This window comes from Candidatus Neomarinimicrobiota bacterium (assembly GCA_021734025.1).
In the GTDB taxonomy this organism is placed as follows: Bacteria; Fidelibacterota; JAANXI01; order JAANXI01; family JAANXI01; genus JAANXI01.
In genome coordinates, this window is the sequence record JAIPJS010000034.1 from 1 (window position 1) to 12,811 (window position 12,811).

Genomic DNA, 12,811 nt, shown 5'->3' on the forward strand with positions numbered 1-12,811 from the left:
GACCGACGATCAGCTGGCCTATTATGGGAATCATCACGGATTTCTGATGGGATCCGAATGGCAGAATATGCACGCAAATTACGGACACGGGTACTGCTGGGATTTTTCTGCGAATAACGTGAACTAACGAATGCGTAAAGTGAGAGAAAATTATGCGGAGCCGCTGATTCTGTTACGGAGAATCAGCGGCTCTGCTCTCACTAAACGAAAGGAGACAGAACAATGCATGGAATCGGAGGTAGCATGGGATTTGGCATGGGCTTCGGCTGGATTATCTGGCTACTAATTATCGGTGTGGCCATTTGGGCGGTCGTTCGACTGACCAATCAAAACTCACAAATACAAGGTAGAGGTCACTCTACAGAAAATTCACAGGACACGCCGCTGGATATTCTGAAAAAGCGGTACGCCCGCGGGGAAATTACCAAGGAGGAATACGAGGAGATGCGGAAGGATCTGTAGAATATTCTGCAGGAAGTGATGAATATTCTACAATATCCGATACAGGATAGAAAAATTTTTTCCCCGAAACATTGAAAAACCAATATATAAAGATTTCACTATGTAGTTGGCATGTGATTTGAGGATAAACTACTAGCTAATGTCAACATAACTATAAAAAGGAAGACACAATGCAATACAAACAGATAGGAAAAATGATTGGGGCGGGCGTCTTATTGCTCGGAATACTATACCTGGCGGGGTGCTCCGATTCTGAAAATCCGATGGAATCGGACGCAAACGCCTCAACACATACGGTGACAGTCCAAGTGGAGCCGCCATCGTTTCTACGCACCGAGACGACATCGAATCTCTGGCAGAATCCTGTGGAGATTGATTTTACAGTGGATCCACAAAATCTGGGAAAAGTTAATCACGAAGACGACGGTTCGGACTGGCAACTTATTGACACCAGGCATCTGAATGACATGGGGATTGATCTCGTGTACGGTGGAGGACGCGATCTGTATTCCATGGGAGCCGGTGGTATGATGAACCGGCATCATCCGGACGAGGATTCGCATCATTTTATGGTACACGTGTACGAAGATAGTGTGATGAGCGCAGGATCAACCGGAATGCCGATTATGGCTGGCAGCGCCACGCTCCAGGCAATGTCGGGACAGGATACCTTCACCTATCAGCTCGAGCCTGTGATGGGCGAACACGGCTATCGATATGAATCGAACACCGCGTTAGCACCGGGGACGTATGACCTCCGATTGCGGATAAATCCGCCGGATTTTTATCGGACTGAAGCGACGCAAGATTTCTGGACGACACCGGTGAACCTGGAATTTGCGTCATTCGCCTTCGACAGCTCATACGCTCCGCAGCAGATTGGGTCCAAACTCTTCGCCACTGAAGGCGGGGATTCTCTCGGCTTCGGGTTATACGCTGAGCGACCGGCATCATTCGCTTCAATGGATTCGGGATGGCGTTCGCTTTCCGGCGATGAGACGATCCGGTTTGCGCTCGATATTTCTGTTCCATGGGAAGAGTTTGATCACATGCCAATGTACGATACAAACGTTCACGTGACTGTCCGGAACAACCGGACTGGCGAAATCGAGACCAAATCGATGCAGCCGGTTTACGGTGGTCAGGGATTTTACTACGGCGAAAATATGATGACGGAAATTATGGGCGATCACATGGGCGGCGGGATGCACGGAGGAATGTAAACCACTGCCTAGAGCAAAGAAATCAACTATCAGGGAATCAGGGTTACAGATGATGTTACCAAGTTCGAAATTGCATAAAATTTTACTCTCAGTAGTTTTCACAATGTCGCTAATCGCGCTCCCCGCATCGGGTTCAGCCATGCCTTTCATGGGTATGTTCGCGGGGCACGGTTCCGGCGGATATGTCGGTCCGGCGTTCAAATTGTCCGGAGTGCAGGGCGAACCGGGACTGTGGGCCGGACTCCGGGGAGGCTGGCGTGTCGACCGGGCATTTTCTGTGGGGCTCTCCGGCTACTGGCTTTTAAACGAGGTGGAACAGCCGAATAGCGGCAATGCAAACCTGGGGTACGGCGGCGTGGAATTTCAGGCTTTTTTTGCCACAGAATCTCCAGTCAGGATTGCAGTGCAAACCCTGATCGGAGCAGGATCGGCCGGAGACGGATTTCACTTCGGAGGACATGCCTTCAATACACACGATGCCGGAGAGGACTCGGATAATTTCCTGGTGGTGGAGCCGGGGATTGCTCTGCAAATGCCCCTGAACAGTTACGTGACCTGGGAGATCGGCGCTACCTACCTGGCGATGAGCGGACTAACGTACGGGAACCTGTCCGGGCAAGATCTCGGCGGTCTCACCGGGACAATGGCGCTGAGTTTCGGAGGATGGTAAACGAAAATATCAAATATAAATTTTTTTCATGCGCAGCGAAAGGAATCTGATATGATGGGATTTGGTGGAATCATTTGGTTAGCCGTTATCGGGGGTGGAATCTGGATTGCAAGCCAGATAACAAATGGGCAAACTCTGAAAAATACATCGTCTGGGAGCAATTTTATCCAGGACACGCCGCTGGATATTCTGAAAAAGCGGTACGCCAAGGGTGAGATTTCCAAAAAAGAATATCAGGAAATGCAGGAGAATCTATAGATACAATATGCATGATGTAAAAAAATGACTTTAGCCATTGGACATTGTCAATTCTGGTTTAAAACTTTTCCAGAGATGAGGAAAACTGAGCGATAAGGCGGACTTGCTATGAATCATGAAAACCATGGAGATTCACACTCGGATCACGGTAATAATCACGGTTCGAATCACGACCATTCGGTAGACCACTCCGGGCACGAGCAGATGTTCAAGCGGAAATTCTGGTGGTCGTTGCTGCTTTCGGTGCCGGTCATTCTGTACAGTCCGATGATCCAGCAGTGGCTGGGCTTTGCCATGCCGGAATTCGCCGGCAGCGGGTGGATCACGCCGATCTTTGCCGTCATTGTCTTTTTCTACGGCGGGTTGCCTTTTCTCCGGATGGCGGTGCCGGAGCTGAAAAACCACAAACCCGGCATGATGATGCTCATCTCCCTGGCCATTGTAGTGGCGTTTGTCTACAGTGTTGGCGCACTTTTCCTGGCCACCGGACAGGGTTTCTTCTGGGAACTGGTGACCTTAATAGACATCATGCTGCTTGGCCACTGGATCGAGATGCGCAGTATCCGGCAGGCCTCCGGTGCGCTGGATGAACTGGCGCAACTCATGCCGGATACCGCAGAGCGAATTACGGATGACGGCGACACCGAAGAAGTGAGCGTCGACCATTTGCAGGATGGCGATCTCGTGTTAGTACGTCCAGGCGAGAGCGTCCCCGCAGATGGGACTATTGAAGAGGGTGACTCCGAACTGAATGAAGCCATGATCACCGGCGAATCCAAGCCGGTGTCCAAGGGACAAGGTGATGACGTTATTGGCGGGACGATCAATGGTGACGGGAGCCTCAGGATACGCATCTCCGCCACCGGCGATGATACGGCGCTGGCTGGCATTATGCGCTTGGTGGAAGAGGCACAGGAGAGCAAGTCCGACACTCAGATGCTGGCGGATAAGGCAGCGGGATGGCTGTTTTATATTGCATTGGGCGTGGCGGTCATTACCGCGATTGCCTGGACGGTGGCCGTCGGTTTTGGTGTGGAGGTCATCGCCCGCGTGGCAACCGTTCTGGTGATCGCGTGCCCCCATGCGCTGGGACTCGCGGTGCCGCTGGTGGTAGCGATCACCACATCCCTGGGAGCAAACAACGGGATTCTTATCCGGGATCGGTTAGCACTGGAGCAGGCCAGAGAGATTACCACGGTGATGTTCGATAAGACCGGCACGCTCACCAGGGGGGAATTCGGCGTGGTGAACATTGCGCCGGCGGGTGACGAATCCGAAGAAGATATCCTGGCACTGGCAGCCGCTATTGAAGGAGATTCGGAGCACACTATCGCCCGGGGCATCCGGAATGCGGCGGAAGAGAAAAAATTATCGCTTCCCGATGTTTCGCATTTCGAGGCCATCAAAGGCAAGGGTGTCCGGGCGCAATCGGATGGCAAGACGGTTTATCTCGGTGGGCCGCGTCTGCTGGAACATCTGGCACTGGAAGTACCGAAATCGTTGTCGGAATTTCAATCCCAGGCGAATGACGCGGGCCAGACGGCTGTCTATTTGATTCGGAAAGATGAAATCCTCGGCGGCATCGCCCTGGCGGATGTCATTCGCGATGAAAGTCGCGAGGCCGTGCAGAAACTCCACGCTATGGGCCTGGAAGTCGTCATGCTCACCGGGGACAGCGAGGCCGTGGCGAAATCCGTGGCACAGGCGTTGGATATCGACCAGTATTTCGCGGAAGTCCTCCCGGAGCACAAAGATAAAAAAGTCGCCGCGCTCCAGGAGGGGGGCAAGCGCGTCGCCATGGTCGGCGACGGGGTGAACGACGCCCCGGCACTCACGCGGGCCGATGTGGGCATCGCAATCGGCAGCGGCACGGACGTGGCCATTGAATCTGCCGGGATTATCCTGGTGAAGAGCAATCCGCTGGACATCGTGAATATTCTGCAGCTGAGTCGCGCCAACCACCGCAAGATGATCCAGAACCTCTGGTGGGCCGCCGGATATAACATCTTTGCGCTACCGCTTGCGGCAGGTGTTTTAGCGCCCATAGGCATTATCCTGTCCCCGGCCGTCGGGGCACTACTGATGTCGATGAGTACGGTGATCGTCGCGATTAATGCACAGCTGCTCAGACGAACCTGGAAAGCATAATCTTGGGAATCTTCTAAATATTGCGTACCGGAAAGATCAATTTTGGTGAACGGAATAAAATTCGAACTAATTTGTGAATCTTGAAAGAAAAACAGGACGCTAAATAATTTCGCGGGTGGACTTCATTCCATTCATTGTCCGGCAGAAGTACTAACCACTTCGGGATATGCAGCACAGGAGGAACGGAGTAATCGGTGGTGGAATGAGGGGGGCAGATTAACACAAAAGGCCCCGTTTATACGAAGATTTGGGGCCTTTTGTGTTGACCTTAAATTACCTTAAGAGCACCATCTTTTTCACCGACTGGAATTTCCCTGCGGTGATTCGGTATAGATAGGTGCCGGACGATACTGATTCCCCGTCAGTGTTCGTCCCGTCCCATTCGATTGTATAGTGACCCGGCTGCTGAACGGTATGTACCAGATCCCGAATGTGCTGACCGGTGACATCATAAATTGCCACAACGATCCGACCGGATTTCGGTACCGAGTATTCAATGGTTGTCTTTGGATTGAAGGGATTCGGGTAATTCTGGGACAGTGCAAATTCGTCCGGGATGAACGACCTTTCTGCCTGCATACCCACTTCTTCACCTGCCGTTACGATATGCATCCGGCCCCCCTCCGCAATATAAAATTGCGGGAGGATCGACACTTTAGGAGAGTTCGTGGTCACCTCACCACTTCCGGTGATGGTAAAATCAGGCCCCATGGTAATGGAAACGGACGCGGTGAATTCCGCCTGGCCGGAAATGGTGGTGTCCTGCAGCACCAAATCGGCGGTTTGAGCGCGTGCGGTTGCCAGGTTACCGCTCAAGGCCAGAAAAATGATTGCTGTGGTGGAGATGAAAATCGTTGCCAGGAAACGCCTCATATATAAAAGTGGTTCTCTTTTCTTTGACATAACTTCCTCCCTCAATATATGTGTTCAGGTCAATCCCGCCGATGAACCGGGCAATAATACTGCGGCTCAACCGGTGGACCAATCCTGATAAAATGCTTCAACCCGGGCATAAACTCCGGAATATGCTATCTTCCGGGTTTGCAATGGTTTCCCGGGTAGGGTCCCGAAGTCAATTATCGCGTTTCCTTCACGATAATTTTCCCGCCCCATCCTCCGGGGTCAACTGAGACGGACTCAGCGGTTCCCGACGGGCCGGTTCGAGCCCAGAGACTGACCGTATGCGTACCAGGAGCAAGGTTTTGAAATACCGCAAAAAGGGATTGGGATTTCCCGGTACTATCTATTTTTACTACTCCAAAATTACCATAATCAGGGGTTGTAGTATCATCAATTCTCACCTGGAATTGGACCCCTGCTGCATTGAGCGTTCCGATCCTGAATTGTGAGTTGACGGTCACTTCAATGTTGGTGGTGCTTCCATCTTTGGTAAAGGAATGACTGTCGGCCGTGGTAACGAGTTTGGTCCAGTCGGTATCCACATCGACTGCAGCTTGATTCAGTCCTCCAAATTGAAAATACCGGGACTGGCCGGCATCATATTCCGCTTTGAATCCGGACACGTTAACCCCGTCTACCGTGCCGCTGACGCCAATATTTCCGTTGACATCCAGCTTCTCACCGGGGTTTGGATTATTGATCCCGATTCCTGTGGAGGTTATTACCAGGGCATCCATAAATGCATCACCATAGATGGCGAAGGGGGTAACGGTGTTGCCGCTTACCTTCACGATTTTCAGTGAATTATCATTCCAGGGGACGATATTCCACTGTTGATTTCCGTTATCCAATGACAGGGAAGGAGCATAACTTCCGGCAGTACCACGTATTTCCAGACCGCCGGTTACTCCCGACGCATTGCCCGTAATTCCCGGTTCACGAATGATTGTTTTGCCACTCACCTCTAACAGCACCTGTGGGGTTGTAGTCCCAATGCCAATGTTTCCCGTCTCTGTCACGGTTAATGAGGTATCCTGTGCCAACCCTGTTCCGGCTACCACAAGCATCCCCAGTAAGATAAAGAACGATACTCTGATGTAATTCATACTTATCTCCTGCTTTCTTTACGCCCCTGTGATATGATTATACAGAACTACTTAAAATCTCTGACAATTTTGCGTGCCTGGAATTCGAAAAAGGTATTTGCTTAAATTGGAGATATTTCCTGTCAGTTGACACAATCCATCTTAATCGTGACAAAGCTTATCACGTAATTTGACCACAGTCAATCCCTGAATACGGAATGTGATTTGGGTTAAATCTGGGAAGCACTTAACGTGGAAAAATCGGGCCGTGAAGTTTTGGAAACCATTTCGGAGTACCTGGTTAAATTTTCCCCGGGTTGTTCTTAGCAGGGGAACTATTCTTTTCTTGTTTATAATCTGCTCAGGTAATATCATGGTTGAAGGAACAAATATTGCGTAATAACCAAACTATGAGAGAGTAATTGTGGGTCAGAATAAACCGGTTCAGGATACAGCGAAAGCCCCGGTTCAAAGCGATGAGGCCACGGGCAGAACTATCGCTGTAGTGGAGGACGACGAAAAGATTGCTCACATGCTTGAAGCCATGTTGGAGAGTGACGGGTATGAGGTGCTGCTCCATAATAATACCGAAAGCTGCCTGGCCGAAATCCATAACCGCGATTGTGACCTGGTTATTACCGATTTAAAGCTTCCGGACGGCAGCGGCTTCGATATTCTGAGAGAGGTGAAACGGTTTCGGCCGGAAACAATGGTGATTTTTATCACCGCGTTTGGCACCGTGGAAAATGCCGTGGATGCCATGAAAAGCGGCGCTTACGATTTCATCCCCAAACCGATCGGGAAAGACGAACTGCTTCTTACCGTCCACAAGGCACTCCGGTTTCGTGAACTCAAAATGGAGAACCGGCTGCTGCGGAATCAGCTGTCTGAGAAGTATAGTTTTGACCGGATTGTCGGCAAAAGCGTGGTGATGCAGAAGGTTTTTTCACTGTTGAGCAAGGTGGCGAACAGCGATTCCACAGTGCTTCTGACCGGCGAGACCGGCACCGGCAAAGAACTGGCCGCCCGCGCCATTCATTACAATAGTCCCCGAAAAGAGGGACCGTTCATCCCCGTTGATTGCAGCGCAATTCCCAAGGATTTGGTTGCCAGCGAGCTCTTTGGCCACAAGCAGGGCAGTTTTACCGGCGCAACCGGTGATCAGAAAGGGAAGTTCGTCCTCGCTGACGGTGGAACCATTCTGCTCGATGAAGTGGGGGAGATCCCCCAGAATGTGCAGGTGCAATTGTTGCGGGTATTGCAGCAGCGGAAAGTGACTCCCATTGGGCACGATAATGAAATCCCGGTCGACGTCCGGATAATCGCCGCCACCAACCGGGATCTCGAAGAGGCCGTCGAGTCCGGTGCGTTCAGAGAAGATCTGTATTTCCGGCTGAACGTTTTTCCCGTGCATATGCCGCCGCTCAGAGATCGCCGGGAAGATATCCCCCTGCTCGTGGACCATTTCCTGCAAAAACATGCCCCGGATGAAGATATTAAGGTCACCCAGGAGGCCTTCAATCAGCTGTTCGAATACGGGTATCCCGGAAATGTGCGGGAGCTGGAAAATATTATTGAACGCGCACTCATCCTCAGCGAAGGCGGCGATATCTATCCGGAGCATCTCCCGGACAGCATTGGTGGACAGAAGAATTCAAAAGCGGGCAACCTGGAATTGCAAATCCCTGATACTGGTATCTCCCTGGAGCAAATCGAAAAAGATTTAATAACAAAAGCGCTGGACAAAGCAAAAGGGAACCAGACCAGGGCGGCGGAACTACTGGATATCTCCCGCCAGACGCTTATTTATCGTATGGAAAAATACAACCTCCGAACCGATTCCTGATGCCGTAATCCTCCTCTATTAATTTCCTTTTTGTGTCGCATTTCCAACACTTTGTGGCAAATTCAACAGTAATTAACTAAATGGCGTTTTTACAGCATCCTCCTGATGCCTGTATTTAGGCGGTTTCAGACTACCGGTCCTGCTGGAATGTGATTTGTATAGAGCTACATACTCAGGTAGCAACATCGCTGAAAAGCTGACAGGGCAGTCGAATATGATTCGAAACAAGGAGGAGCGAGTATGAAATCAAAATATACGACAAATTTTTATCACTGGTTTGGCACAGCGCTGTCAATGCTGCTTGCCGGACTTATTAGTCTGACTTTTCCCGGAGATGTGCAGGCCCAGGATTACGATGAGGTCTATACAGTTACAGTGGTCACTAAGACCTCAGAACATCCTCACTTTGAAGAGGGATATAGTGAAGGATATGCCATCGATGGAACTGAAGGGGCTGAAATAACCCTGACGCGCGGGAATACTTATGCATTTGTTATGGATAACGTTCCCTCGTTTCATCCGTTTTATATCACGACCAATGAAGTCGGTAACGGCGACGGTGAGTATAACAATGGGGTCACCAATAACGGGGCTGACGGTACTGACACACTGACCTTTACTCCACCGTCCGATGCCCCTGATTTGCTCTACTATCAGTGTGTGAACCACGATTACATGGGATACAGGATCAATATACAGGATCCGGTCTCCATGAGTTTTACTGCCAGGCTTTCCGGCAGCAGCGAAGTGCCGTCAGTCGCTACGACGGGATCCGGAATGGTGACGGCTCAACTTGAAGGCGACAGCCTGTTCCTGAGCGGCACTTTCGAAGGACTGAGCAGTGACTTTAACGCGAATATTGGCGGCGGTTCGCATCTGCACCTGGCACCGGCAGGTTCGAATGGTGGCGTTGAAATTCCGCTGAATGTATCCGTGAATGCCGATATGCGCAGCGGAACGTTTGTGGAAGCAGACAATAGTTTTGAACTATCCTCAGAACAGAAATCAGCTCTTATGGCCAGGAAATTCTATGTGAATATTCACACGGTGGATCATCCGGCCGGCGAGCTGCGCGGACAGCTATTGCGAGCGGATGCTGATGCACATTTCGAGGCGATCCTGACCGCGGGCAGCCAGACGCACCGGGTGAATTCGAATGCGATGGGCGGCGCCGTGGCCGAACTCCACGGTGATAGTCTCTGGATGAGTGGCTCATTTCACGGGCTGGAAAGCGACTTTAATGCGGATGTCGGTGGCGGAACCCATCTGCACATGGCGCCGGCAGGACAGGCAGGCAGCGTGACAATCGCCCTGAATGCGGATGTCAGCAGCGATGTGCGCAGCGGAACGTATGAAATCACTGAGAACCGGTATGAGCTCACAACCGAACAGAAGACAGCACTCATGGCCAGAGAACTGTATGTCAATGTTCATACGGTAACCTACGGCGCCGGTGAATTGCGTGGGCAGCTGGTTCCGCGATCCGATGCGTACTTCGAAGGGCTGTTCTCCGGTGCCGCCGAGGTCGGCCCGGTAGAAACAACCGGGACAGGAGCCGTCTTCGCCGAAGTTCGCGGTGACAGTCTGTTCCTGACCGGATCATTTATGAATCTTTCCAGTGACTTTGATGCAAATGTGGGCGGCGGTTCGCACCTGCATCTCGCGCCGGTCGGTTCGAATGGTGGCGTTGAGATTGCGTTGAACGCCACAACCAGTTCGGATCTCAGGAGTGGAACGTATGCGGTCTCTGATAACAGCTACGAGCTGACAGCAGACCAGAAAACGGCGCTCATGAACCGGGAACTATACGCGAACGTTCATACGGCAGCCCACGGTGCCGGAGAAATCCGGGCCCAGCTATTGCCGGTGTCGAATCTCTATTTTCAGGGTACGTTGTCCGGCATGAACGAAGTAGATCCGGATACCAGCAGCGGCATGGGCGGAGTCGCAGCCGAATTGCGCGGTACAGAACTCACACTGACCGGATCGTTTAGTGGATTGATCAGTGACTTTAACAGTGATATCGCTGGCGGTTCGCATCTCCACATCGCGGGCGCGGACCAAAACGGCGGCATTGCCTTCGCGCTCAATGCAAATACCTCTTCAGATCTGCGAAGCGGAGTGTACGCGGCGAATGAAAATACGTTCACTCTGTCTCCGGATACCGCCTCGATGCTCCGTAACGAAATGATGTACGCGAATATTCACAGTGAAACGTATGCACCAGGCGAACTGCGCGGCCAGCTGCTGCTCAGTCCGAATATGGCGCCGGATTCCTCGATGATTACCTTGCCACAGGATGGCGCATCGCTGACAATCGAGGGCACTGTGACTGACAGCCTGCAATTTCAGTGGGAAGAAGCGGACGATCCCAACGGTAATGAAGTTGTGTACATCTATCAGCTCTCCACTGACGGAAGTTTCAGTAATGAAAACCTGGCAGTTAACTTCAACGCAGGCGCGACCAGTGAAATGGCTGTTTCGTATCCCGAAGTGGATTCGCTGCTGAGTGATCTAACCGTATCGGCGAACGACTCTGTCGAACTCTATCATAGGATTATTACTTCAGATGGCAGTCAACGCACCACCGGAGAAGCAAGCATGATGACGCTGGTCCGGGGATCGATCACGAATACCAAAGACGAACCGGACGAACTACCGGATAGTTACTCGTTGTATGAGAACTATCCGAATCCGTTTAACCCTGTAACGACAATCAAATACTCATTGCCTGAGAGATCGCAGGTACAGATCACGATTTACGATGTCCTGGGACGGCGGGTCGTAACACTTGTGAATAAAGTGCAGGAGCCCGGTCAGTATTCCATCAAATGGAATGCAAAAGATCGGTACGGAGGTGCAGTGAGTACTGGAGTGTACTTTTACCGGATTCATGCCGGAGACTACGAGTCGATCAAGAAGATGGTCTATCTCAAATAAAAGAATGGGAGAGAGAAAGTAAACGGGGATGGGGCTATTTCATTTCTCCATCCCCGTTATTCATTGGGCAAAGTAATCTTGAGTAATCAAGCATTGAAATACGGTAATATAACCATAGCATATTTCATCGCGATAGCCATGATGCTGACTTCTCTGAACGGACAAAATTTACAACGAGGACATTCGCATCCGGACACAGGAGTCCATAATGGTTCAATTGTAATGACTCTCGTGCATCATTTTGAGATTGTACCGGTTGCCACCGGATTAGCGGTTTTTGTGTATGATTATCACCAGAGGCCGATAGGAGTTTCAGATATTCGTGGGGTTGTAACAATTAATTCTCAATCAGGAAAAGAAGGGGAGTTCAAGTTAAAACCTTTTGTAACATACAGTAAGTATGCGAGACCGCATCAAATGGGAGAACCGAAAAATGGGTTCTTCAAAAAGAAGTCCGTGGATTCACTTACCAACGGAGTGCAGTATGAAAAACCGGCAACCAACAGGATGTTGGATAACTTATTATGGGGAAGGTATTCTCTGGATAATATTACAAGGTCAAAAATCAAGATATCAGTCCACATCACAAAATTGCCCTCTAAAAGGGAACCGGAGGCTCGCTTTCATGAAACTATCGCATTAACTGCATTGCCGAAAAATTTGAAAGAAATGTTAGACTCATCAATGAATTCGGCAGATACTGATACATTGCAAACCGAAAGTCAGAAATAACACAACAGAAGCATGAAGAGGGAATACATATATTTTGAATAGGTAAAACTAAAAGTAATCAGGTATTGAATTATGGGAGGGAATGAGCATGTGGCGGGTCAAGTCCCAATTTTTGTGTAAAAACACATCTGGTGTCACGCCGCCAATGGTAATGATATTTGGGTAATTTCTTCGACATCTTTTTCACTCATGATCGCTCGAATTTTGCGTAACGTGGCCAAAGCGGGTTCATCCATCGTGACCCGGTTCCAGCGCCGGGACGCCCGAATGAGGACGCCATAGACCAGTTTCAGTGCGCCCTGTTCATTGATATGCTGCGGAATCACTTTGGTCCGGCGTTTCTCTTCTTGAAACGCCCGTTCCAGGAGATTAGTCGTCCGAATATACTTTCGGTGGGACTGCGGAAATTCCAGATGGGCCAGACACGCGTCCCGATCTTCTTCGAAACTCCGGATTAAGGCGGGATAGCGGTCACTATAGGTGTCAATAAATTGGGCGGCCAACAGGTCTGCCGTCTCCCGATTCGGTGCATAATACACAGCCTTGG

11 protein-coding genes are annotated in these 12,811 nt (G+C 50.6%); 8 read left to right on the forward strand and 3 right to left on the reverse strand.

Annotated features, from left to right (window positions below):
* Positions 1 to 222: 222 nt before the first annotated feature.
* The 5 genes from K9N57_17700 (at position 223) to K9N57_17720 (ending at position 4,761) form a co-directional block, all read left to right on the forward strand.
* Positions 223 to 462 carry an SHOCT domain-containing protein gene (locus tag K9N57_17700; protein ID MCF7806015.1) on the forward strand — a complete coding sequence of 80 codons (240 nt, stop codon included), beginning with the start codon at positions 223 to 225 and terminating at the stop codon, positions 460 to 462.
* A 170-nt stretch (positions 463 to 632) separates the two neighbouring features.
* A complete protein-coding gene (locus tag K9N57_17705) occupies positions 633 to 1,685 on the forward strand; it encodes a hypothetical protein (GenBank protein ID MCF7806016.1) in 1,053 nt (350 codons plus the stop codon).
* 103 nt (positions 1,686 to 1,788) lie between these two features.
* Positions 1,789 to 2,355, forward strand: a complete 567-nt coding sequence (locus K9N57_17710; GenBank protein MCF7806017.1) for a hypothetical protein — start codon at positions 1,789 to 1,791, stop codon at positions 2,353 to 2,355.
* Positions 2,356 to 2,406: 51 nt separating this feature from the next.
* Positions 2,407 to 2,613: an SHOCT domain-containing protein gene (locus K9N57_17715; protein MCF7806018.1), complete on the forward strand. Its 207-nt coding sequence runs from the start codon at positions 2,407 to 2,409 to the stop codon at positions 2,611 to 2,613.
* A 108-nt stretch (positions 2,614 to 2,721) separates the two neighbouring features.
* Entirely contained in the window at positions 2,722 to 4,761 is a 2,040-nt protein-coding gene (locus K9N57_17720; protein ID MCF7806019.1) for a heavy metal translocating P-type ATPase, read from the forward strand.
* Between the two features lie 273 nt (positions 4,762 to 5,034).
* Here K9N57_17720 and K9N57_17725 read toward each other — a convergent pair whose 3' ends face one another.
* The gene (locus K9N57_17725; GenBank protein ID MCF7806020.1) at positions 5,035 to 5,664 is read right to left on the reverse strand and encodes a T9SS type A sorting domain-containing protein; all 630 of its coding nucleotides are present in this window, start codon (positions 5,662 to 5,664) and stop codon (positions 5,035 to 5,037) included.
* A 173-nt stretch (positions 5,665 to 5,837) separates the two neighbouring features.
* Positions 5,838 to 6,767: a hypothetical protein gene (locus K9N57_17730; GenBank protein MCF7806021.1), complete on the reverse strand. Its 930-nt coding sequence runs from the start codon at positions 6,765 to 6,767 to the stop codon at positions 5,838 to 5,840.
* Between the two features lie 511 nt (positions 6,768 to 7,278).
* Here K9N57_17730 and K9N57_17735 point away from each other — a divergent pair.
* From K9N57_17735 to K9N57_17745, 3 genes are all read left to right on the forward strand, one after another.
* Entirely contained in the window at positions 7,279 to 8,592 is a 1,314-nt protein-coding gene (locus K9N57_17735) for a sigma-54 dependent transcriptional regulator (protein ID MCF7806022.1), read from the forward strand.
* 240 nt (positions 8,593 to 8,832) lie between these two features.
* Positions 8,833 to 11,532: a CHRD domain-containing protein gene (locus tag K9N57_17740; protein MCF7806023.1), complete on the forward strand. Its 2,700-nt coding sequence runs from the start codon at positions 8,833 to 8,835 to the stop codon at positions 11,530 to 11,532.
* A gap of 78 nt (positions 11,533 to 11,610) precedes the next feature.
* Positions 11,611 to 12,264 carry a hypothetical protein gene (locus K9N57_17745; GenBank protein ID MCF7806024.1) on the forward strand — a complete coding sequence of 218 codons (654 nt, stop codon included), beginning with the start codon at positions 11,611 to 11,613 and terminating at the stop codon, positions 12,262 to 12,264.
* Positions 12,265 to 12,398: 134 nt separating this feature from the next.
* Here the strand turns inward: K9N57_17745 and K9N57_17750 are convergent.
* Positions 12,399 to 12,811 (reverse strand): transposase (locus K9N57_17750; GenBank protein MCF7806025.1); only part of this gene is annotated, 413 nt, incomplete at its 5' end.

What these genes read in the sequence shown, in the direction of transcription:
- K9N57_17700 (MCF7806015.1), top strand. Translation starts at nt 223, where the DNA reads ATGCATGGAATCGGAGGTAGCATGGGATTTGGCATGGGCTTCGGCTGG.
- K9N57_17705 (MCF7806016.1), top strand. Translation starts at nt 633, where the DNA reads ATGCAATACAAACAGATAGGAAAAATGATTGGGGCGGGCGTCTTATTG.
- K9N57_17710 (MCF7806017.1), top strand. Translation starts at nt 1,789, where the DNA reads ATGTCGCTAATCGCGCTCCCCGCATCGGGTTCAGCCATGCCTTTCATG.
- K9N57_17715 (MCF7806018.1), top strand. Translation starts at nt 2,407, where the DNA reads ATGATGGGATTTGGTGGAATCATTTGGTTAGCCGTTATCGGGGGTGGA.
- K9N57_17720 (MCF7806019.1), top strand. Translation starts at nt 2,722, where the DNA reads ATGAATCATGAAAACCATGGAGATTCACACTCGGATCACGGTAATAAT.
- K9N57_17725 (MCF7806020.1), bottom strand. Translation starts at nt 5,664, where the DNA reads ATGTCAAAGAAAAGAGAACCACTTTTATATATGAGGCGTTTCCTGGCA.
- K9N57_17730 (MCF7806021.1), bottom strand. Translation starts at nt 6,767, where the DNA reads ATGAATTACATCAGAGTATCGTTCTTTATCTTACTGGGGATGCTTGTG.
- K9N57_17735 (MCF7806022.1), top strand. Translation starts at nt 7,279, where the DNA reads ATGCTTGAAGCCATGTTGGAGAGTGACGGGTATGAGGTGCTGCTCCAT.
- K9N57_17740 (MCF7806023.1), top strand. Translation starts at nt 8,833, where the DNA reads ATGAAATCAAAATATACGACAAATTTTTATCACTGGTTTGGCACAGCG.